The 22234-nt window shown below is 70.5% G+C and carries 17 protein-coding genes; 13 read left to right on the top strand and 4 right to left on the bottom strand.

Going from position 1 to position 22234, the window contains the following annotated elements; all coding sequences use genetic code 11:
- Genes ACWDR3_RS05780 through ACWDR3_RS05795 form a run of 4 tightly spaced genes read right to left on the bottom strand, consistent with a single transcriptional unit; the run spans position 1 to position 5618 of the window.
- Complete coding sequence (locus ACWDR3_RS05780; protein ID WP_450351075.1) at positions 1 to 861, bottom strand: 2Fe-2S iron-sulfur cluster-binding protein; 861 nt, start codon at positions 859 to 861, stop codon at positions 1 to 3.
- On the bottom strand, positions 858 to 2690 hold the full coding sequence (locus tag ACWDR3_RS05785; protein ID WP_450351076.1) for an NADH-ubiquinone oxidoreductase-F iron-sulfur binding region domain-containing protein: 1833 nt from the start codon (positions 2688 to 2690) through the stop codon (positions 858 to 860). The genes ACWDR3_RS05780 and ACWDR3_RS05785 overlap by 4 nt, the downstream gene beginning before the upstream one ends.
- A 5-nt stretch (positions 2691 to 2695) precedes the next feature.
- On the bottom strand, positions 2696 to 4615 hold the full coding sequence (locus ACWDR3_RS05790) for a molybdopterin oxidoreductase family protein (protein WP_450351077.1): 1920 nt from the start codon (positions 4613 to 4615) through the stop codon (positions 2696 to 2698).
- A 31-nt stretch (positions 4616 to 4646) separates the two neighbouring features.
- The gene (locus ACWDR3_RS05795; RefSeq protein ID WP_450351079.1) at positions 4647 to 5618 is read right to left on the bottom strand and encodes a 2-dehydropantoate 2-reductase; all 972 of its coding nucleotides are present in this window, start codon (positions 5616 to 5618) and stop codon (positions 4647 to 4649) included.
- Positions 5619 to 5878: 260 nt separating this feature from the next.
- On the opposite strand from ACWDR3_RS05795, the gene ACWDR3_RS05800 reads away from it, so the two are divergent.
- From ACWDR3_RS05800 to ACWDR3_RS05860, 13 genes are all read left to right on the top strand, one after another.
- A complete protein-coding gene (locus ACWDR3_RS05800; RefSeq protein WP_450351081.1) occupies positions 5879 to 7213 on the top strand; it encodes an OFA family MFS transporter in 1335 nt (444 codons plus the stop codon).
- Entirely contained in the window at positions 7182 to 7316 is a 135-nt protein-coding gene (locus ACWDR3_RS05805) for an MFS transporter small subunit (protein WP_450351082.1), read from the top strand. The genes ACWDR3_RS05800 and ACWDR3_RS05805 overlap by 32 nt, the downstream gene beginning before the upstream one ends.
- A gap of 205 nt (positions 7317 to 7521) precedes the next feature.
- Complete coding sequence (locus ACWDR3_RS05810) at positions 7522 to 8469, top strand: beta-ketoacyl-ACP synthase III (protein ID WP_450351083.1); 948 nt, start codon at positions 7522 to 7524, stop codon at positions 8467 to 8469.
- A 139-nt stretch (positions 8470 to 8608) separates the two neighbouring features.
- A complete protein-coding gene (locus tag ACWDR3_RS05815; protein ID WP_450351084.1) occupies positions 8609 to 9283 on the top strand; it encodes a GntR family transcriptional regulator in 675 nt (224 codons plus the stop codon).
- Between the two features lie 205 nt (positions 9284 to 9488).
- Positions 9489 to 10670 carry an ROK family protein gene (locus tag ACWDR3_RS05820; RefSeq protein ID WP_450351085.1) on the top strand — a complete coding sequence of 394 codons (1182 nt, stop codon included), beginning with the start codon at positions 9489 to 9491 and terminating at the stop codon, positions 10668 to 10670.
- 161 nt (positions 10671 to 10831) lie between these two features.
- Positions 10832 to 12349, top strand: coding sequence for a sugar ABC transporter ATP-binding protein (locus tag ACWDR3_RS05825; protein ID WP_450351086.1), 1518 nt, complete (start codon positions 10832 to 10834; stop codon positions 12347 to 12349).
- Entirely contained in the window at positions 12346 to 13365 is a 1020-nt protein-coding gene (locus ACWDR3_RS05830; protein WP_450351088.1) for an ABC transporter permease, read from the top strand. The genes ACWDR3_RS05825 and ACWDR3_RS05830 overlap by 4 nt, the downstream gene beginning before the upstream one ends.
- Before the next feature lie 17 nt (positions 13366 to 13382).
- Entirely contained in the window at positions 13383 to 14432 is a 1050-nt protein-coding gene (locus tag ACWDR3_RS05835) for a substrate-binding domain-containing protein (protein ID WP_124001823.1), read from the top strand.
- Between the two features lie 59 nt (positions 14433 to 14491).
- On the top strand, positions 14492 to 15700 hold the full coding sequence (locus ACWDR3_RS05840) for a Gfo/Idh/MocA family protein (RefSeq protein WP_450351090.1): 1209 nt from the start codon (positions 14492 to 14494) through the stop codon (positions 15698 to 15700).
- Positions 15701 to 15757: 57 nt separating this feature from the next.
- Complete coding sequence (locus ACWDR3_RS05845) at positions 15758 to 16756, top strand: sugar phosphate isomerase/epimerase family protein (RefSeq protein ID WP_450351092.1); 999 nt, start codon at positions 15758 to 15760, stop codon at positions 16754 to 16756.
- Positions 16757 to 16849: 93 nt separating this feature from the next.
- Positions 16850 to 19378, top strand: a complete 2529-nt coding sequence (locus ACWDR3_RS05850; RefSeq protein ID WP_450351093.1) for a carbohydrate-binding protein — start codon at positions 16850 to 16852, stop codon at positions 19376 to 19378.
- Positions 19379 to 19392: 14 nt separating this feature from the next.
- Positions 19393 to 20757: a ThuA domain-containing protein gene (locus ACWDR3_RS05855; RefSeq protein ID WP_450351094.1), complete on the top strand. Its 1365-nt coding sequence runs from the start codon at positions 19393 to 19395 to the stop codon at positions 20755 to 20757.
- 136 nt (positions 20758 to 20893) lie between these two features.
- Entirely contained in the window at positions 20894 to 22207 is a 1314-nt protein-coding gene (locus tag ACWDR3_RS05860; protein ID WP_450351095.1) for an inositol-3-phosphate synthase, read from the top strand.
- The last annotated feature ends 27 nt before the right edge of the window (positions 22208 to 22234 follow it).

Consider the following 22234-nt stretch of genomic DNA (forward strand, 5'->3'; position numbering starts at 1 on the left):
TCAGTCCCGGTTCTGTACGTGCTGGTAGCCGAAACGGCCCTTGATGCAGAGGTTGCCGTGGGTCACCGGATTGTCGTGCGGCGAGGTGACCTTCACGATCTCATTGTCCTGCACATGGAGCGTGAGGTTGCAGCCCACTCCGCAGTACGCGCACACGGTGGTCGTCTCGGTCTGCTCGGACTCGTTCCACGTACCCGCCGCCCGCATGTCGAACTCCGACTTGAACGACAGCGCGCCCGTCGGGCACACCTCGATGCAGTTGCCGCAGTACACACAGGCGGAGTCGGTCAGCGGGGCGTCGTGCTCGACCGCGATCCGGGCGTCGAAACCGCGCCCGGCGACGGAGATCGCGAAGGTGTTCTGCCACTGGTCCCCGCACGCGTCCACGCACTTGTAGCAGAGGATGCACTTGTCGTAGTCGCGCACGTACAGATCGTTGTCGACCCTCGGCTCCTCGTCGACACGGGCCGCGTCCGGGCCGAAGCGGTCCGGCTTCGCCTCGTACTCCTTGAGCCAGCCGGCGACCTGCGGGGTGGTCGACAGGTCGACCGAGGAGGCGAGCAGTTCCAGGACGATCTTGCGGCTGTGCCGGGCGCGTTCGGTGTCCGTGCGCACCTCCATGCCGGGCTCGGCCCTGCGGGAGCAGGCCGGGACCAGGGTCCGGGAGCCCTCGACCTCGACGACACAGACCCGGCAGGCGTTCTTCGGGGTGAGCGTGTCGCCCTGGCAGAGGGTCGGCACATCCTTGCCCGCGGCCCGGCAGGCGTCGAGGATCGTCGCGCCCTCGGGCGCGCGGACACTCTCCCCGTCGATCGTGAACTCCAGCAGCCGGCGCGGAATCCCCAGCGATGTCACGGTCACTTGTACGCCCCCAGACGGTCGATGGCGGATTCCACGGCGTTCCACGCGGTCTGCCCCAGACCGCAGATCGAGGCGTCCCGCATCGCACGGCCGACCTCGCGCAGCAGGGCGATGTCATCGGCGGCGGCAGCGCCGGTGCGCTCCGCGATCCGGTGCAGCGCCTCCTCCTGCCGCACGGTCCCGACCCGGCACGGCACACACTGCCCGCACGACTCGTCGCGGAAGAACTCGGCGATGCGCAGCAGCAGTTGAGGGAGCGGGACAGTGTCGTCGAAGGCCATGACGACCCCCGAGCCGAGCGTCGTCCCCGCCTCGCGAGTGCCTTCGAAGGTGAGCGGGATGTCGAGTTCGTCCGCCCGTACGAAGCCGCCGGCCGCGCCGCCGAGCAGCACCGCCCGCAGCCGCTCGCGCACACCGGCCTTCGTCAGCAGCTCACCGAGCGTGGCGCCGAAGGGGAGTTCGTAGACGCCCGGCCGCGCCACACTCCCGGAGACGCAGAACAGCTTGGGCCCGGTGGACCGTTCGGTGCCGATCGCCGCGTACGCCGGTGCGCCCATGGTCAGGATCGGCAGTACGTTGACCAGGGTCTCGACGTTGTTCTCGACCGTGGGTTTGCCGAACAGGCCCTTCTCCACCGGGAAGGGCGGCTTGGCGCGCGGCTCGCCCCGGTAGCCCTCGATGGAGTTGAACAGGGCGGTCTCCTCGCCGCAGATGTAGGCGCCCGCGCCGCGCCGGATCTCGATGTCGAAGGCGTAGCCCTGACCGAGGACGTCGTCGCCGAGGAAGCCACGTGCGCGTGCCTGCGTGATCGCGTGCTCCAGGCGGCGCAGGGCGCGCGGGTACTCGCCGCGCAGGTAGAGGAAGCCCCGGTGCGCGCCGGTCGCGTACGCGGCGATCGTCATCGACTCGACCAGCGCGTAGGGGTCGCCCTCCATGAGGACGCGGTCCTTGAAGGTGCCGGGCTCCGATTCGTCCGCGTTGCACACCAGGTAGTGGGGGTGGTCGGGCTGCGACGCCGTGGCCTGCCATTTGCGGCCGGTGGGGAAGGCGGCGCCGCCCCGCCCGACCAGGCCGGAGTCGGTGACCTCGCGGATGACCCCGGCGGGGCCCAGCTCGAAGGCCCGGCGCAGGGCGGTGTAGCCGCCGTGGGCGCGGTAGTCGTCGAGGCTCGACGGGTCCACCACGCCGACGCGGCCGAGCAGGACCAGTTCCTCATCGCCCGCCTGCGGTACTGCCAGTTCGGCCGACGGCTCCTCGCGCGCCGAGTCCGGCGCGCTCGCGGCGAGCACGGCCTCGTGGACGGTCGCCGGTGCCGCGACCGCCGTACGCACCGGGTCGCCCGCCTTGATCGCGAGCGCGGCCGGGGCCCGCTCGCACAGACCGAGGCAGGGGCTGCGCTCTACGTGGACGCCACTGCCGAGGCCGAGGCGGGACTCGATCCCCGCGCACAGGTCCGCCGCCCCGGCCGCCGCGCAGGCGAGGTCCGTGCAGACGTGCAGGACGGTGGCCGGGCGGGGCTTGACGGAGAACATGGCGTAGAAGGTGGCGACCCCGTACGCCTCCGCCGGCGGCACGGTGAGCCGGCGGCAGAGGTAGTCGAGGGCGCCGTCGCTGATCCAGCCGATCCGGTCGTTGAGCGCGTGCAGCCCCGGCAGCAGCAGGTCGCGGCGGTCCCGGGCGGCACGTCCGCCACGGGCCCAGCGCAGGTCCGCGACTCGCATCTCATCGCGGGCCGCGCCCTCCCAGGAGGACTCGGGAGGGCCCAACAGGGCGTCCACGGCCGCCCGTTCGTCGTCCGTCGGTTTGCTGTCGCCGAAGTGCAGATCCACTTACGTCACCTCACGATCGTCGCCACGGGAAGCTTCTCGATCCGGATCGCCGAGGCCTTGAACTCCGCCGTCCCCGCGATCGGGCAATTGGCCTCGATCGTCAGCTGGTTGGTGTCCACCTCGTCGGGAAAGTGCATGGTCATGAAGGCGAGCCCGGGCCGCAGCGCGGTGTCGACCCACACAGGCGCCCGGACCGAACCCCGCCGCGAGGACACCTGGACCTCCTCGCCGACCACGACCCCGTAGCGCTCGGCGTCCTCCGGGCACAGCTCGATGTACTCGCCGCGCCGCAGCGGGGAGGCGAAACTGCCGCTCTGCACACCGGTGTTGTAGGAGTCCAGGCGCCGCCCGGTGGTCAGCCGGATCGGGTACTCCTCGTCCGTGAGGTCGACCGGCGGGTCGTGCAGCACGATCCCGAAGGGCGCGAGCCGTCCCCGTGCGGCCGGGTCCGCATCCCACAGCCGGCCGTGCAGATAGGTGGGTTCGAGCTCCTCGGTGCTCGGGCACGGCCATTGGATGCCCTGGTGCTCGGCCAGTCGCTCGTACGTCATCCCGTAGTGGTCCGGGGAGACCGAGCGCAGTTCGTTCCAGACGGCCTCGGCGTCGGCGTACTTCCAGTCGTGGCCGAGGCGTGCCGCCAGCTCGCAGATGATGTCGATGTCCTCACGGGCCTCGCCGGGCGGGGTGACCGCACGCCGGACCCGCTGAACTCGCCGTTCGCTGTTGGTGGTTGTGCCGTCGGTCTCCGCCCAGCCGGCGGTGGCGGGCAGGATCACGTCCGCCAGCTCGGCCGTCTTCGTGAGGAAGATGTCCTGCACGACGAGGAAGTCCAGCTCCCGCATCCGCCGTACCGCCTGCTCGCTGTCGGCCTCCGACTGCGCCGGGTTCTCGCCGATGCAGTAGACGGCCTTGAGGGTGCCCTCCTCCATCGCCTCGAACATCTCGGTGAGGTTCAGCCCGTAGTGCGGCTGGATGACGGTGTCCCAGGCCGACTCGAACTTGAGGCGCGAGTCGGGGTCGAGGATGTCCTGGAAGCCGGGCAGGCGGTTGGGGATCGCACCCATGTCGCCGCCGCCCTGCACGTTGTTCTGCCCGCGCAGCGGCTGCAACCCGCTGCCGTACCTGCCCACATGGCCGGTCAGCAGGGAGAGGTTGATGAGCGCGCGGACGTTGTCGGTGCCGTTGTGGTGCTCGGTGATGCCGAGCGTCCAGCACAGCTGGGCGCGCTCGGCGCGGGCGTAGGCGTGCGCCAATTCCCTTATGGCGGCGGCCGGTACGCCGGTCACCTTCTCGGCGAGGGACAGCGTCCACGGCTCGACAAGGGCCTTGTACTCCTCGAAGCCGCTGGTCGCCCGCTCGATGAACGCCTCGTTGGCCAGGCCCGCCTGGATGATCTCGCGGCCGATCGCGTGCGCCATCGGGATGTCGGTGCCGACGTTGAGGCCGAGCCAGCTCTCCGCCCACTCCGCGGTGGAGGTGCGGCGCGGGTCGACGGCGTACATCCGGGCGCCGTTCCTGATCCCCTTCAGGACGTGCTGGAAGAAGATCGGGTGCGCGAAGCGGGCGTTGGAGCCCCACATCACGATGACGTCGGTGTGCTCGATCTCCTCGTACGAGGAGGTCCCGCCGCCGGAGCCGAACGCGGCCGTCAGGCCCGCCACGCTCGGGGCGTGACACGTGCGGTTGCAGGAGTCGACGTTGTTGGTGCCCATGACCACGCGGGCGAACTTCTGGGCCACGTAGTTCATCTCGTTGGTCGCGCGGGCGCAGGAGAACATGCCGAAGGCGTCACGGTTGCGGGCGAGTCCCTGGGCGGCCCGGTCGAGAGCCTCCTCCCAACTCGCCTGCCGGAAGGGCTCGTCGCGGGAGTCCCGCACGAGCGGGTGCGTGAGGCGGGTGTAGGTCTTCGGCTGCCGCTTCCTCATACGACGCTCCTCATGGGGCGCTCCTGGCTCCTCATGCCGCGCTCCTCAGCGCGAGCAGGTCCGAGATGGCGTGCACGGTGCGCAGGGTGGGCACCTCCACGCCGGTGATCTCCGCCAGCTCGACGACGGCCGCGAGCAGCACGTCGAGTTCGAGCGGCTTGCCGCGCTCCAGGTCCTGGAGCGTGGAGGTGCGGTGGTCGCCGACCTTCTCGGCGCCCGCGAGTCGGCGCTCGATGGAGACGCCGACCTCGCAGCCGAGGGCCTCGGCGACGGCGAGCGTCTCGGCCATCATGGTCTCGATGACCTTGCGGGTGCCGCCGTGCAGGCACATCTGCCGCATGGTGGCGCGGGACAGCGCGCTGATCGGGTTGAAGGAGATGTTGCCGAGCAGCTTGAGCCAGATGTCGTTGCGCAGGTCCGGCTCCACCGGGCACTTCAGGCCGCCGGCCACCATGGCCTCGCCGAACGCCGTGCAGCGCGTGGAGACGCTGCGGTCGGGCTCGCCGACGGAGAACCGGGTGCCTTCCAAGTGCCGTACGACTCCCGGCCCTTCGAGTTCGGTGGCCGCGTACACCACGCAGCCGATGGCCCGCTCGGGCGCGAGCACCGCACTGACCGCGCCGGCCGGGTCCACGCTCTCGACGCGGTGGCCGTCGTAGGGGCCGCCGTGTCGGTGGAAGTACCACCAGGGGATGCCGTTCTGGGCGGCGACGACCGCCGTGGTGTCGTGCAGCAGTGGCTCGATCAGCGGCCCGCACGCCGCGTACGAGTTGGCCTTCAGGCCCAGGAAGACATAGTCGACCGGGCCGATCTCGGCCGGGTCGTCGGTGGCGTCCGCGTGCGCGGTGAAGTCGCCGCGCGGGCTGAGCACCCGTACTCCGTGCTGCCTCATGGCCGCCAAGTGCGGTCCACGGGCGACGAGATGCACGTCGGCACCGGCGCGGTGGAGCGCGGCACCGACGTAGGCGCCGATCGCACCGGCGCCGAGAACTGCGACTTTCATGGCTGGGAAGCTCCGTTCGGTCGAGGGATACCGCGGAGATGGCCGAACAGTCGAACTCTGTCGACGAAATATTGTCTACAGTATGGGACTTGGGGCAGCAAGGGTTCGCGCACGACCTGACCAAGCCTTGGGCGCGAGCCGGTCGATGGGCCGGACGCCGGTCGCCGGCACGACCGTTCGTCGCGTGTCGCATACCGCTCACCGCATACGGTCGACGCGCGGCTTTTCAACCACCGCCGCACTCCCTACCGTCCGGGATCATGAGTCCCCCCGTCGCACCCGCCGGCTGGAGCCGGTGGCTCGTTCCCCCCGCCGCTCTCTCCGTCCATCTCTCCATCGGCCAGGCCTACGCCTGGAGCGTGTTCAAGCCGCCGCTCGAGTCCTCGCTCGACCTCAGCGGCACGCAGAGCGCGCTGCCCTTCCAGCTCGCCATCGTCATGCTGGGTCTGTCGGCCGCGTTCGGCGGCACGCTGGTGGAGCGCAACGGGCCGCGCTGGGCGATGACCGTCGCCCTGGTCTGCTTCTCGTCCGGCTTCCTGATCTCCGCCCTAGGCGCGGCCACCGAGCAGTACTGGCTGATCGTCCTCGGCTACGGCTTCGTCGGCGGCATCGGCCTCGGCATCGGCTACATCTCGCCCGTCTCCACCCTGATCAAGTGGTTCCCGGACCGGCCCGGCATGGCCACCGGCATCGCCATCATGGGCTTCGGCGGCGGCGCGCTCATCGCCTCGCCGTGGTCCACGCAGATGCTGGAGTCCTTCGGCAGCGACAGCTCCGGGATCGCGCAGGCGTTCCTGGTGCACGGCCTGGTGTACGCCGTGTTCATGTCCCTCGGGGTGTTCCTGGTGCGGGTCCCGCGCACCGACAAGCCCGTCGAGGGTGCGCCCAGCGCCCTCCAGGGGCCGCAGGTCTCCGCCCGCAACGCCGTACGCACCCCGCAGTTCTGGTGCCTGTGGGTGGTGCTCTGCATGAACGTGACCGCGGGCATCGGCATCCTGGAGAAGGCCGCCCCGATGATCACGGACTTCTTCGCGGACACCTCCACCCCGGTCTCCGTGTCGGCCGCCGCGGGCTTCGTCGCGCTGCTGTCCGCCGCCAACATGGCGGGCCGCATCGGCTGGTCGTCGACCTCCGACCTGATCGGCCGCAAGAACATCTACCGCGTCTACCTGGGCGTCGGCGCCGTGATGTACGCGCTGATCGCGCTGTTCGGCGACTCCTCGAAGCCGCTGTTCATCCTGTGCGCCCTGGTGATCCTGTCCTTCTACGGCGGCGGGTTCGCGACCATCCCCGCCTACCTCAAGGACCTCTTCGGCTCCTACCAGGTCGGCGCGATCCACGGGCGGCTGCTCACCGCCTGGTCCCTGGCCGGCGTCCTCGGTCCGCTGATCGTGAACTGGATCGCCGACCGGCAGGAGGACGCCGGCAAGCACGGCTCCGCCCTGTACGGGCTGTCCTTCGTCATCATGATCGGCCTGCTGATCGTCGGCTTCGTCGCCAACGAACTCGTCCGGCCGGTCGACGCCCGCCACCACATCCCCGCCCCGAGGGAGGAGACCGCCGATGTCGAACGACAGCAGTCAGAGTCCGCCTGACCGGCGCCCGCTGATCGCCTTCGCCTGGCTGTGGGTGCTGGCACCGCTGGGGTACGGACTGTACGAACTCGTACAGAAAGCGACGCAATTGTTCACCAAGTGAGTGCCCATGTTCACCGAGTGAGTGCCCCGCTCGCCGGGTGATTGTTCGGGAGGGGTTCGGGCGTCCGCCTGTAGGCCATGCGGCTGACAGAAGCCGACAACGCGGGCGCCCGAATCCTGTCGCCTTGGCTGCCGTCGTACCGGTGAGTCACTCCCCAGACTGGAGGATCCCGCAACTCAAGGCGACAACGAGGGGGACCACCCAGATGAACGGCACGCGCATCGCCGCCGTCGGTCACTACCAGCCCGCGCAGGTTCTCACCAACAAGGACCTGGCGGAGATGGTGGACACCAGCGACGAGTGGATCACGTCCCGGGTGGGCATCCGCACACGCCACATCGCCGGTCCGGACGAGCCCGTCGACGAGCTGGCCGCGCATGCCGCCGCCAAGGCGCTCGCGAGTGCCGGGCTCTCGCCCGCCGACATCGACCTCGTCCTGGTCGCCACGTCCACCGCCGTGGACCGCTCGCCCAACATGGCCGCGCGTGTCTCCGCCCGGCTCGGCATCCCGTCGCCGGCCGCGATGGACGTCAACGTCGTGTGCGCGGGATTCACCCACGCCCTCGCCACCGCCGACCACGCCGTCCGCGCGGGTGCCGCTACGCGGGCCCTGGTCATCGGCGCCGACAAGATGTCCGAGGTCACCGACTGGACCGACCGCACCACCTGCGTGCTCGTCGGCGACGGCGCGGGTGCCGCCGTGGTCGAGGCCTGCGGGCCGGGCGAGGAGGCCGCCATCGGGCCGGTGCTGTGGGGCTCGGTGCCCGAGATGGGGCACGCCGTACGGATCGAGGGCCAGCCCGCGCGGTTCGCGCAGGAGGGGCAGAGCGTCTACCGCTGGGCCACCACCCAGCTGCCGGCGATCGCCCGCAAGGCCTGCGAGAAGGCGGGGCTCGCGCCCGAGGAACTGGCCGGAGTCGTCCTGCACCAGGCCAACCTGCGGATCATCGAACCGCTCGCCGAGAAGATCGGCGCGGTGAACGCCGTGGTCGCCAGGGACGTAACGGAGTCCGGGAACACCTCGGCGGCCAGCATTCCGCTCGCCTTCTCGAAACTGGTCGAACAAGGTGCGCTCACCACCGGCGACCCGGTTCTGCTGTTCGGCTTCGGCGGAAACCTGTCCTACGCGGGTCAGGTCGTCCGCTGTCCCTGACCTGCGGGTTCCCGCGGATGTGACGCAGTCGACGCCCGAACTCCCTGGCCGCTGAGCGCCGTAGACTGTAGACGAAAGACAATTCATACTGGCTTTCCGGCTGCAGTTGCCCCGCGCTGCCCAGGAGGGGGACGGACCGATGTTGTCGACAGGACTGCCGCAAGGCGCGGTGCCCAAGCTCGAACGGCCCGGCCCCTTGCGCGACCGCGTCTACGAGGCGCTCCTCGAACTGATCACCACGCGTGCCCTTCAGCCCGGTCAGCACCTGGTCGAGAGCGAGCTCGCCGGGCACCTCGGCGTCTCGCGGCAGCCGGTGCGGGAGGCGCTGCAGCGGCTGAACACCGAGGGGTGGGTCGATCTGCGGCCCGCGCAGGGCGCGTTCGTGCACGAGCCGACGGAGGAGGAGGCCGACCAACTCCTCACCGTCCGCACCTTGTTGGAGGCCGAGGCCGCCCGTCTCGCCGCCGCCAACGCGGGCAGCTCCGGCATCAAGGTCCTCGAAGAGCTGTGCGCGGAGGGCGAGAAGGCCGTCGCCGCGGACGACGTGGACGGCGCCGTCGCGATGAACGCCCGCTTCCACGCGAAGGTGATGGAACTGGCGGGCAACGCGGTCCTCGCCGAACTCGCCGCCCAGGTCGACCGCCGGGTCCGCTGGTACTACACCCCGATCGCCCGCCAGCGCGGCCATGAGTCCTGGATCGAACACCGGGCGCTGATCGCGGCGATCTCGGCGCGGGACGAACAGCGGGCGACGGCGCTGATGCGGGAGCATACGGAGCACACTCGGCGGTCGTATCACGCGCGGTCCAAGTAGGCAGTTCGTGACGGGACTTGTCCCGTTTCTCCCCTGAGCTGGTCCCCCTCCTCCCCTGACTCGGGCTTTTCTTTGTCCTCTCAGTGGAGAAAGTCGACGGCAATTCGTGCACAGCTTCTTCCCAGGTTCGGCGCCCGCTGCTACGTTCCCCTCGAAAGCCAGTACAGAGGCGGCCGATTGAGGCGGGGAGGGGCCAGTGAGACGCATGACGGCACGACCCGCCAACGCCCATCAGGCCAGGCTCCTCAAGCTGCTGCGCGACGGAGGTCCCAACTCCCGTGCGCAGTTGGGTGATCAGATCGATCTGTCACGGTCGAAGCTGGCCGTGGAGGTGGACCGGCTGCTGGAGACGGGCCTGATCGTGGCCGACGGACTCGCCGCCTCGCGCGGTGGCCGGCGGTCCCACAACATCCGGTTGGCCCCGAACCTGCGGTTCCTCGGCGTGGACATCGGCGCGACCTCGGTCGACGTCGCCGTCACCAACGCCGAACTGGAAGTGCTGGGCCATCTCAACCAGCCCATGGACGTACGCGAGGGCCCGGTCGCGGTCTTCGAGCAAGTCCTGTCCATGGCAGCGAAGTTGCGGGCCTCGGGGCTCGCGGAAGGGTTCGACGGCGCCGGTATCGGCGTCCCAGGACCGGTCCGCTTTCCTGAGGGCGTCCCCGTGGCGCCGCCGATCATGCCGGGCTGGGACGGCTTCCCCGTGCGGGAGGCGCTCAGTCAGGAACTCGGCTGTCCGGTCATGGTCGACAACGACGTGAACCTGATGGCCATGGGGGAGCAGCACGCGGGCGTCGCCCGTTCCGTGGGCGACTTCCTCTGCGTCAAGATCGGTACCGGCATCGGCTGCGGCATCGTCGCCGGCGGTGAGGTCCACCGCGGGGTGACGGGCAGCGCGGGCGACATCGGGCACATCCAGGCCGTGCCCGACGGCCGCCCGTGCGCCTGCGGCAACCGGGGCTGTCTGGAAGCCCACTTCAGCGGCGCGGCCCTGGCCAGGGACGCGCTGGAGGCGGCCCAGCAGGGGCGGTCGGCGGAGCTCTCGACCCGGCTGGAGGCGACCGGCACCCTGACCGCCGTGGACGTCGCCGCCGCGGCCGCCGCCGGCGACGCCACCTCCCTCGACCTGATCCGCGAGGGCGGCAACCGCACCGGCGAGGTCATCGCCAGCCTCGTCTCCTTCTTCAACCCCGGCCTGGTGGTGATCGGCGGCGGGGTGACCGGCCTCGGCCACACCCTGCTCGCCGCGATCCGCACCCAGGTCTACCGCCAGTCACTCCCGCTGGCGACCGGCAACCTGCCCATCGTCCTGGGTGAGTTGGGCCCCACCGCCGGAGTCATCGGCGCGGCCCGACTGATCAGCGACCACCTGTTCTCACCCGCGTAGCCGACATCCGCACCGCGTGGACGCGCGGTCCGGAAGAGCCCACCCGTACAGCGCCCTGCTTCGCCCTGCCCAGAAGCTTCGCCCCGCGCGGACTCTCCGCCACGCGTCGAATCTTCGCCCTGCCCTGAAACCGGCCCGCACGCCAGCCAAGGGGAACACCGATGGCACCAGAACCACCGCTGCTCAGCATGTCCGGCATCACCAAGTCGTTCCCCGGAGTCCGGGCCCTCGACGGCGTCGACCTCGACGTCCAGGCCGGCGAGGTGCACTGTCTGCTCGGCCAGAACGGAGCCGGCAAGTCCACCCTCATCAAGGTCCTGTCCGGCGCCCACCAGCCCGACACGGGCACGATCCACTGGCGCGGCGAGCCGGTCACCCTGCGCTCGCCGATCGCCGCCATGCGCCTCGGCATCGCCACCATCTACCAGGAACTCGACCTGGTGGAGCACCTGTCGGTGGCCGAGAACGTCCACCTGGGCCATGAACCCACGGCGGCCGGTTTCGTCGTACGGGGGAAGGCGGCCAAGGCCTCAACTGCCGCGCTGCTCAAGCGACTTGGGCATCCGGAGATCGACCCGGCGCGGCTCGTCGGGGCGTTGTCCGCGGCCCAGCAGCAGATCGTCTCCATGGCACGGGCGCTCTCCCACGACGTACGCCTCATCGTGATGGACGAGCCCTCCGCCGCCCTCGACCCGGACGAGGTCGACAACCTCTTCCGGATCGTCGGCGACCTGACCGCCGACGGGGTCGCCGTCGTCTATATCTCCCATCGCCTTGAGGAGATTCGGCGCATCGGCGACCGCGTGACCGTGCTGAAGGACGGGCGCGCGGTGGCGGTCGGACTGCCCGCCGAGTCGACGCCGACGCGTGAGGTGGTCGCGCTGATGACCGGCCGCAACGTCGAGTACGTCTTCCCCGAGCGGCCCACGGCACAGCCGCAGGGCACACCTGTCCTGGAGGTCCAAGGGCTGGCGAGGGACGGGGAGTTCGAGTCGCTCGACCTCAGCATCCAGCCGGGCGAGATCGTCGGACTGGCCGGACTCGTCGGCTCGGGGCGGTCGGAGATTCTTGAGACGATCTACGGCGCCCGCAAGCCCTCGGCCGGTCAAGTCCGCGTCGACGGGCGGGCGTTGCGGCCCGGCAGTGTGCGCGCGGCGGTCCGGGCCGGGCTCGGGCTCGCTCCCGAGGAGCGCAAGGCGCAGGCGCTGCTGATGCTGGAGTCCGTCACCCGCAATGTCTCGGTCTCCTCCATGTCCCGCTTCTCACGGGCCGGTTGGATCGACCGGGGAGCCGAGACGGGCGCGGCCCGCGCCGCCACGCGCGAGCTGTCGCTGCGGCCCGACAACCCGTCCGTCCCGATCCGCACCCTCTCCGGCGGCAACCAGCAGAAGGCCGTCCTGGCCCGCTGGCTGCTGCGCGGCTGCCGGGTGCTGCTGCTCGACGAACCGACCCGGGGCGTCGACGTCGGCGCCCGCGCCGAGCTGTACGCGGTGATCCGCAGGCTCGCCGACGAGGGCCTCGCCGTGCTCCTGGTCTCCAGCGAGGTGCCCGAGGTGCTCGGCCTCGCCGACCGCGTACTGGTGCTCCGCGAGGGCCGCGTCGTCCACACGGCGCCCGCCCGGGAGCTGGACGAACACCGCGTACTCGACCTGGTCATGGAAGGAAGCCCGGCGTCATGACGCAGCATGCCTCCCCGCCGCGGGACAACACCGACAAGGTGCCGACGGTCGGCCAACCTCCCGCGTGGCGCGGCCTGTTCGCCCACGCCGACGTCCGCACCCTGTCCCTCCTGGGCGTGCTGGCCGTCCTGGTCCTGATCGGCGGGATCACCAAGCCCGACGAGTTCCTGGACACCCGCAACCTCCAACTCGTCCTCACCCAAGCCTCGGTGATCGGCGTCGTCACCGTCGGGATGACCTTCGTCATCACCTCCGGCGGCATCGACCTGTCGGTCGGCGCGATCGTCGCCCTGTCCTCGGTGTGGGCGACCACGGTGGCCACGCAGGACTACGGCTTCGCCGGCGTCCTGTTCACCGCAGTGCTCGTGGGCGTCGGCTGCGGCCTGGTCAACGGACTGCTCATCGCGTACGGCGGGATGGTCCCGTTCATCGCCACCCTCGCCATGCTGGCCTCGGCGCGCGGACTCGCGCTGCAGATCACCGACGGCAAGACGCAGATCGTCACCATCAACAGCATCCTCGACCTCGGCGAACGCGACGCCTACGTACTCGGCATCCCGCCGCTGGTCATGGTCTTCGCCGTCGTCACGATCATCGGCTGGCTGATCCTCAACCGCACCACCTTCGGCCGCCGCACGGTCGCCGTCGGCGGCAACTCGGAGGCCGCCCGCCTCGCCGGCATCGACGTCCGCCGCCAACGCCTCTACCTGTACCTGCTGTCCGGACTGTGCTGCGGCATCGCCGCCTTCCTGCTGATCATCTTGTCCGGCTCCGGCCAGAACACCAACGGCAACCTCTACGAACTCGACGCCATCGCCGCCGCGATCATCGGCGGCACGCTGCTCAGCGGCGGCCGGGGCACCATCACCGGCTCCGTGCTCGGCGTCCTGATCTTCACCACGATCACCAACATCTTCGCCCTGAACAACCTGCAGAGCGACGTCCAGCAGATCGCCAAGGGCGCGATCATCGTCGCCGCCGTGCTGGTCCAGCGCCGTACCGCGAGCACGACCTGAGGAAAGGGTTCACCGCCATGCCAGAGCCGACGCCTTTCACGAGCCGCAGAGGACTCCTCTTCGGGGCCGCCGCCGTATCCACCGGTGCCCTCCTCGTGGGCTGCACGAGCAACGATCCCAAGGACGAGGCCGCCGCCTCCGACAACCAGCCGGCCGCCTCCGACACCCCCGGCAAGCACGTCACCATCGGCTTCGCCGGACCGCAGGCCGACCACGGCTGGCTCAACGCGATCAACGACAACGCCAAGAGCCGCGCGAAGAAGTACTCGGACGTCTCCCTTGAGATCACCGAGGGGTCCAACGACACCGCCCAGCAGATCGGGCAGATCGAGACCCTCATCAACAAGAAGGTCGACGTCCTGGTGGTGCTGCCCGCCGACGGCAAGGCGCTCACCCAGGTCGGACTGAAGGCGATGCGCGCGGGCATCCCGGTCGTCAACCTCGACCGCATCTTCAACTCGCCGCAGGCGTACCGCTGTTGGATCGGCGGTGACAACTACGGCATGGGCCTCAACGCCGGCACCTACATCGGCGAGCAGCTCAAGGACACCAAGAACGCCCGGGTCATCGAACTCGCCGGTCTCGACAACCTGGAGCTGACCAAGCAGCGCACCCAGGGCTTCGACGACGCCCTCAAGAACTACCCCAACGTCAAGAAGGTGGCCCGCCAGGCCGCCGAGTTCACGGTCGAGTCGGGGCAGGCCAAGATGGCCCAACTCCTGCAGGCGCAGCCCAAGTTCGACGCCCTGTGGAACCACGACGACGACCAGGGCGTGGGCGCGCTGCGCGCCATCGAGCAGGCCGGACGCGACGACTTCCTGATGGTCGGCGGCGCGGGCGCGCTCTCCGCGTTCCAGGCGATCAAGCAGGACAACGGCGTTCTCAAGGCGACGGTCCTGTACCCGCCGACGATGGCCTCCTCCGCGATCGACCTGGCCCGCGCACTCGGTCAGGGCAAGGGCATCGGCGGCCTCTCCGAGTTCGAGATCCCGGCCTCGCTCACGCTCTACTCCGCCGTCGTCGACAAGGACAACGTCGACCAGTACATGTCCACCGGCTTCCGCTGACCGTGCCGGCCCCGCACCCCCCACGGCGCATTCACCACGAGGACGAGGAGGACATCCGTATGGGACAGCCGCAGCAGTCGGACGGGTCACCGGGAGAACAGCCGCCGCTACGGGTCGGCATGGTCGGCTACGCCTTCATGGGTGCCGCCCACTCCCAGGGCTGGCGCACCGTGGGCCGGGTCTTCGACCTGCCGCGCCGCCCGGTCCTGGCCGCCATCTGCGGGCGCGACGCCGCCGCCGTACGGGCGGCGGCCGACCGGCACGGCTGGGCGGCGGCCGAGACCGACTGGCGGGCCCTGGTGGCGCGGGACGACGTCGACCTCGTCGACATCTGCACGCCGGGCGACAGCCATGCCGAGATCGCCCTCGCGGCCCTCGCGGCCGGCAAGCACGTGCTGTGCGAGAAGCCCCTCGCCAACACCGTCGAGGAGGCCGAGTCGATGACGGTGGCGGCCGAAGCGGCGTACGCACGCGGGCAGTTGGCGATGGTCGGCTTCAACTACCGCCGGGTGCCGGCCACCGCGCTCGCCCGGAACATGGTGGCGGAGGGGCGGCTCGGCGCGCTGCGGCACGTGCGGGTGACGTACCTTCAGGACTGGCTGGTGGACCCGGAGTTCCCGCTCACCTGGCGGCTGCGCAAGGAGACGGCGGGCTCCGGCTCCCTCGGCGATCTCGGCGCGCACATCATCGACCTCGCCCAGTACCTCGCGGGCGAGCCGCTGGCCGGGGTCTCCGCCCTGACCGAGACCTTCGTACGCCAACGACCGCTGCCCGGCGGTCCCACCAGCGGCCTGTCCGCCGTGTCGACCGCGGGCACCGGCACGGTCACCGTCGACGACGCGGCCCTGTTCACCGGCCGCTTCGCCTCCGGCGCCCTCGCCTCCTTCGAGGCCACCCGCTACGCGACCGGCCGCAAGAACGCCCTGCGCATCGAACTCAACGGCGAGCACGGCTCGTTGGCCTTCGACCTGGAGCGCCTCAACGAACTCTCGTACCACGACGGTACGGAGCCAGGGGCGCACGCCGGCTTCCGCCGCATCCTCGTCACCGAACCCGACCACCCCTACCTGGAGGCCTGGTGGCCGCCGGGGCACGGACTCGGCTACGAGCACACGTTCGTGCATCAAGCCCGCGACCTCGTCCACGCGATCGCGGAGGGACGGCAGCCCCGGCCCTCCTTCGCGGACGGGCTCCAGGTGCAGCGGGTGCTGGCGGCGGTCGAGGAGAGCGCCGAGAAGAACTCCGTCTTCACGCCCATCGCCGGCTGACCACCACCCATGGCCGCCTGACATACGCCCGTCGCAGTCCGAGGAGGATTGAGGGAAATGCCGCGTCAGTTCACGCTCTTCACCGGTCAGTGGGCCGACCTTCCGCTTGAGGAGGTCTGCCGCCTCGCCCGCGACTTCGGCTACGACGGGCTCGAACTCGCCTGCTGGGGCGACCACTTCGAGGTCGACAAGGCGCTCGCCGACTCGTCGTACATCGAGTCCAGGAAGCAACTCCTCGACAAGTACGGCCTCAAGTGCTGGGCCATCTCCAACCACCTGACCGGCCAGGCCGTCTGCGACGCCATCATCGACGAACGCCACCAGGGCATCCTGCCCACCGAGGTGTGGGGCGACGGCGACCCGGAGGGCGTACGGCAACGGGCAGCGGAGCGGATCAAGGACACCGCGCGCGCCGCCGCGGCCTTCGGCGTCGACACCGTCATCGGTTTCACCGGCTCCGCGATCTGGCACCTGGTCGCCATGTTCCCACCCGCCCCCGAGGCGATGATCGAGCGCGGCTACGAGGACTTCGCCGAGCGCTGGAACCCGATCCTCGACGTCTTCGACGAGGAGGGTGTCCGCTTCGCGCACGAGGTCCACCCCAGCGAGATCGCCTACGACTACTGGACAACTCACCGCGCCTTGGAGGCGGTTGGCGGGCGACCGGCCTTCGGTCTGAACTTCGACCCCTCGCACTTCGTCTGGCAGGACCTCGACCCCGTCGGCTTCCTGTGGGACTTCCGCGACCGGATCTACCACGTCGACTGCAAGGAGGCCCGCAAGCGCCTCGACGGACGCAACGGCAGGCTCGGCTCCCACCTGCCGTGGGGCGACCCGCGCCGCGGCTGGGACTTCGTCTCCGCGGGCCACGGCGACGTGCCCTGGGAGGACGTCTTCCGGATGCTGCGCTCCATCGACTACAAGGGCCCCATCTCGGTCGAGTGGGAGGACGCCGGCATGGACCGGCTCCAGGGCGCACCCGAGGCCCTGACCCGGCTCAAGGCCTTCGACTTCGAGCCGCCGACGGCGTCCTTCGACGCGGCGTTCGGCAACTGACCCCCACCCCCCACCGCTCAGTTCTCCGGGATGACGGCGCATCCCGGCGTACCCGCACCCGCCCGTACAACCAGCCCCACTCTGGAGGCATTCGTGCACGGGAACGACCGCACCACCAGCACCGACAGAATCGAGACCCACAGACGACGCCCGTCCTTCCGCAAGGCGGTGGCCCTCTTCAGCGGGGCACTCCTGGCGGGCGCCACCCTCACGCTCACCGCACCCCAGGCCGGCGCAGCCGTCGCCGACCCGGGAACAGCCACCACGGCAGCCTCCGCCGGAGCTTCCGCCGCGGCCGAGGACTTCCAGCAGGTCACCCTCGCCAAGGGCGAGCCCGAGGTCGGCGAGCCCATGTCGCTCGCGGTCCTCCCGGACCGTTCGGTCCTGCACACCTCGCGCGACGGCGAGTTGAGGCTGACGGACGCGGCCGGCAACACGCGGCTGATCGGCAAGCTCGACGTCTACTCCCACGACGAGGAAGGCCTCCAAGGCGTCGGCGTCGACCCGGACTTCGCCACCAACCGGGCCATCTACCTCTACTACGCGCCCCCGTTGAACACCCCGGCGGGCGACGCCCCCGAGACCGGCACCGCGGCCGACTTCGCGCCCTTCGACGGCGTCAACCGCCTCTCCCGCTTCGTCCTGAACGCGGACGGCACCCTCGACAACGCCAGCGAGAAGAAGGTCCTCGACGTCCCCGCCTCGCGCGGCCTGTGCTGCCACGTCGGCGGCGACATCGACTTCGACGCGGCGGGCAACCTGTACCTGTCGACGGGCGACGACACCAACCCCTTCCAGTCCGACGGCTACAGCCCGCTCGACGAGCGCGCCGACCGCAACCCCGCCTTCGACGCCCAGCGTTCGGCCGGCAACACCAACGACCTGCGCGGCAAGATCCTGCGCGTCAAGGTCGCCGCCGACGGCTCGTACACGGTCCCCGACGGCAACCTCTTCGCTCCCGGCACGGACAAGACGAAGCCCGAGATCTACGCGATGGGCTTCCGCAACCCGTTCCGCTTCAGCGTCGACAAGAAGACCGGCATCCTCTACGTCGGCGAGTACGGCCCCGACGCGGGCGCCGCCGACCCGGCGCGCGGCCCGGCCGGACAGGTCGAGTTCGCCCGCGTCACAGGGCCCGGCAACTTCGGCTGGCCGTACTGCACCGGTGCCAACGACGCCTACGTGGACTACGACTTCGCGACCAAGACGTCCGGCGCGTCCTTCGACTGCGCGGCCCCGAAGAACAACTCCCCGCACAACACCGGGCTCACCGACCTTCCCCCGGCGCAGCCCGCCTGGATCCCCTACAACGGCCCGTCCGTACCGGAGTTGGGCGACGGATCCGAGTCCCCGATGGGCGGCCCGGTCTACCACTACGACGCCACGCTCGACTCGCCGGTCAAGTTCCCCGAGGCGTACGACGGGAACTTCTTCGCGGGTGAGTTCGGCCGGCGCTGGATCAAGCGGATCGTGAGCGACGGCAGCGGAAGCGTGCAGTCGATCAACGCCTTCCCGTGGACCGGCACCCAGGTGATGGACATGGCCTTCGGCCCTGACGGCGCGCTGTACGTCCTCGACTACGGCACCGCATGGTTCGGCGGCGACGAGAACTCCGGTCTCTACCGCATCGAGAACGCGACCGACGGCCACTCCCCGGTGGCGCAGGCCGCGGCCGACCGCACGTCCGGACAGGCCCCGTTGAAGGTCAAGTTCTCCTCCGAGGGCAGCAGTGACCAGGACGGCGACGCGCTCACGTACAGCTGGGACTTCGGCGACGGCGGCACGTCCACGGCGGCCAACCCGACGCACAAGTACAAGAAGAACGGCACCTACACCGCGACCCTGACCGCCAAGGACGCCTCGGGCCGTACCGGCGGCGCCAGCGTGCAGGTCGTCGTCGGCAACACCGCGCCCACGGTGGTCCTCGAACTGCCCAAGGACGGACAGCTGTTCAGCTTCGGCGACGCGATCCCGTTCAAGGTGAAGGTCACCGACCCCGAGGACCGCAGGACCATCGACTGCGCCAAGGTCAAGGTCACCTTCGTCCTCGGCCACGACACCCACGGCCACCCGCAGACCTCGGCCACCGGCTGCACCGGCACCATCCAGACCAGCGCCGACGGCGGCCACGACGAGGACGCCAACATATTCGGCGTGCTGAACGCCGAGTACACCGACAACGGAGGCGGCGGCCAGGCCCCGCTCACCTCCCACGACCAGAGCGTCCTGGAGCCCCGACACCGCCAGGCCGAGCACTTCGGCGCCGGCTCCGGTGTCGACATCATCACCAAGGACACCGCGCACGGCGGAAAGACCGTCGGCAACATCGACAACGGCGACTGGATCTCCTTCACGCCGTACGTCCTGAACAACGCCAAGTCGGTTACGGCACGCGTCTCTTCGGGTGGCGCCGGCGGCACGCTGGAGATCCGCTCGGGCTCCGCGAAGGGCACTCTCCTCGGCAAGGCGACCGTCCCGGTGACCGGCGGCTGGGAGACCTTCCAGGACGTCACCGCGAACCTGTCCCGCGCACCCAAGGGCACGACCACGCTCTACCTGGTCTTCAAGGGCGGCACGGGCGCGCTGTTCGACGTGGACGACTTCACCTTCACCACGAGCTGAGGGGAGACGACGTGATGCGCTCAACAAGCCGACTGGCTACCGCAGTTGTGGGCGCCGCCCTGCTCCTCGGCTGCGTCTCGGGCCCGGCCTCCTCGCACCCCGGGGACGCGGGACACGGTGGTGCCGACGGGAAGCGGGTGCTGGTCTTCTCCAAGACGGCCGGCTTCCGGCACGACTCCATCCCCGAGGGCATCGAGGCGGTACGGCAACTCGGCGCGAGCGGCGGCTTCACGGTCGACGCGACCGAGGACGCGGGCAAGTTCACCGACCGCAACCTGCGGCGGTACGACGCGGTCGTCTTCCTCTCCACCACCGGTGACGTCCTCGACGCGGCCCAACAGCGGGCGTTCGAGGGCTACATCAGGCACGGCGGCGGCTATGTCGGCGTCCATGCGGCCGCCGACACCGAGTACGACTGGGCGTTCTACGGTGGCCTCGCCGGCGCCTACTTCCAGTCGCACCCGGCGATCCAGCCCGCGACCGTGGACGTCGAGGATCGCGGTCACCCGGCGACCGCGGGCCTTGCCGACACCTGGACCCGCACCGACGAGTGGTACAACTACCGCTCGAATCCCCGGGATCGGGCCCACGTCCTGGCCTCGCTCGACGAGTCCTCGTACACCGGCGGCACGATGAACGGCGATCACCCGATCGCCTGGTGCCAGGACTACCAGGGCGGCCGCGCCTTCTACACCGGCGCGGGCCACACCAAGGAGTCCTACGCCGAACCCGCCTTCCGCGCCCACCTGTTGGGCGGGATCCGCTGGGCCGTCGGTGACGCCCAGGCCGACTGCCGCCCGGAGAACGGCTACCGCCCGCTCTTCGACGGCACGGCCGCCTCGCTGTCCGACTGGCGGCAGGCGGGCCCGGGCTCCTTCACCCTCTCCGACGACGGCACGCTGACGTCGTCGGGCGGGATGGGCCTGCTCTGGTACGCGACATCGGGCTTCACCTCGTACTCCCTGAAGCTCGACTGGAAGATGGCCAGCGCCTCGGGCGACGACAACTCCGGTGTGTTCGTGGGCTTCCCGCCCTCGGACGACCCGTGGTCGGCCGTCGACAAGGGCTACGAGATCCAGATCGACGCCACCGACGTGCCCGAGAAGACCACGGGTTCCGTCTACGGCTTCCGCTCCGCTGACCTGAAGAAGCGCGACCGCGCGCTGAATCCGCCGGGGGAGTGGAACACGTACGAGATCCGCGTGGAGGGCGAACGACTCCGCGTCCATCTCAACGGCGTGAAGATCAACGATTTCCGCAACACCGACCCGGCCCGGAGCCTGCGCGACGGACACCTCGGCATCCAGAACCACGGAGCCGACGACCAGGTGTCCTTCCGCGACATCCGGCTCAAGGAACTGCCCGCCAAGGGCAATTGAGCGGCGGTGGGCGAGGGACGCCGGACTCTCGCCCACCGTCTTCCGGCCGGCCCCTTTCAGGGGTCGTCCGGCCGCCCCGCCCTGGGGTGCGCGCACGAGGCGTTCGATGCCGACGCGTTCGACAAGGAGGCTGCCCATGTCCGCGTCCGTTCCCGTTTCCGACTCCGTCTCCTCACCACGCATCGGCGTCTGGCTGATCGGCGCCCGCGGCTCCGTCGCCACCACGGTCGTCGCGGGCTGCGCCGCCATGACCGCGGGCCTGCACCCACCGACGGGCCTGGTCACCGAGACCCCGGCCTTCGCGGAGAGCGGCCTGCCACCCCTCACCTCCCTCGTCTTCGGCGGCCACGACACGGTGGACTGCCCCCTCCCCAAACGCGCCGAGGCCCTCGCGGCCGGCGGCGTCCTCCCACCCGGCCTCCCCACGGCGGTCGCGGCCGAACTCGCCGCCGCGGACCGGGAGATCAGGCCGGGCGGCCCGGCCCCGGGCGACACACGCACCGAACAGGAACTGATCGAGGCCTTCGCGGCGGACATCGACGATTTCGTACGACGGCTCGGCCTGGCGCGGGCGGTAGTGGTGAACGTCGCGTCGACCGAACCCTCCGCTGCGGGGCCCGAACTCCCGCCCAGCTCCCTGTACGCGGCGGCGGCCCTGCGCGCCGGCTGCCCTTACGTCAACTTCACCCCGTCGACGGGCCTGCACCACCCGTCGCTCGCCGAGTCGGCGGAGTCGAGCGGGCTGCCGTACGCCGGCCGCGACGGCAAGACCGGCCAGACACTGCTCCGTTCCGTGCTCGGCCCAATGTTCACCCAGCGCGCCCTCGCGGTCCGCGCCTGGTCCGGCGCGAATCTCCTCGGCGGAGGCGACGGTGCCGCTCTCGCGGACCCCGCCGCGGCCGCCGCCAAGAACGCCGGCAAGGAACGCGTCCTCGCCGACACCCTCGGTACGACCCCCGAGGGCGAGGTCCACATCGACGACGTCCCGGCGCTCGGCGACTGGAAGACCGCCTGGGACCACATCGCCTTCGACGGCTTCCTCGGCACCCGCATGATCCTCCAGACCATCTGGCAGGGCTGCGACTCGGCGCTGGCCGCTCCGCTGGTCCTGGATCTGGCCCGCCTGACGGCACGGGCCCAGGAGGCAGGCCTGTCCGGTCCGCTCGCTGAACTCGGCTTCTTCTTCAAGGACCCGGTGGGGGAAGGGCCTGCGGGGTTGGGGGAGCAGTACGAGGCGTTGGTGGGGTTCGCGGGGCGGTTGAGGGGGAGCGACGGGGCCGCAAGTGAGGGGGCCACAGGGGGTGTCGGTCGGCAGGTCGGAGGCGTCGGCGGGCACACCGAGGCTGCCGGTGAGCGTTCCGAGAGTGTCGGCGGCCGGGCCGCGGGCGAGGACCGGCCCGGACATGCGAAGGGCTCGTCCGGGGCGGACCGTTCGGGGGAACTGTGGTGACCGCGGGACCCGCACTGACGGACGGTT

The organism is Streptomyces sp. NPDC001002 (assembly GCF_053599215.1).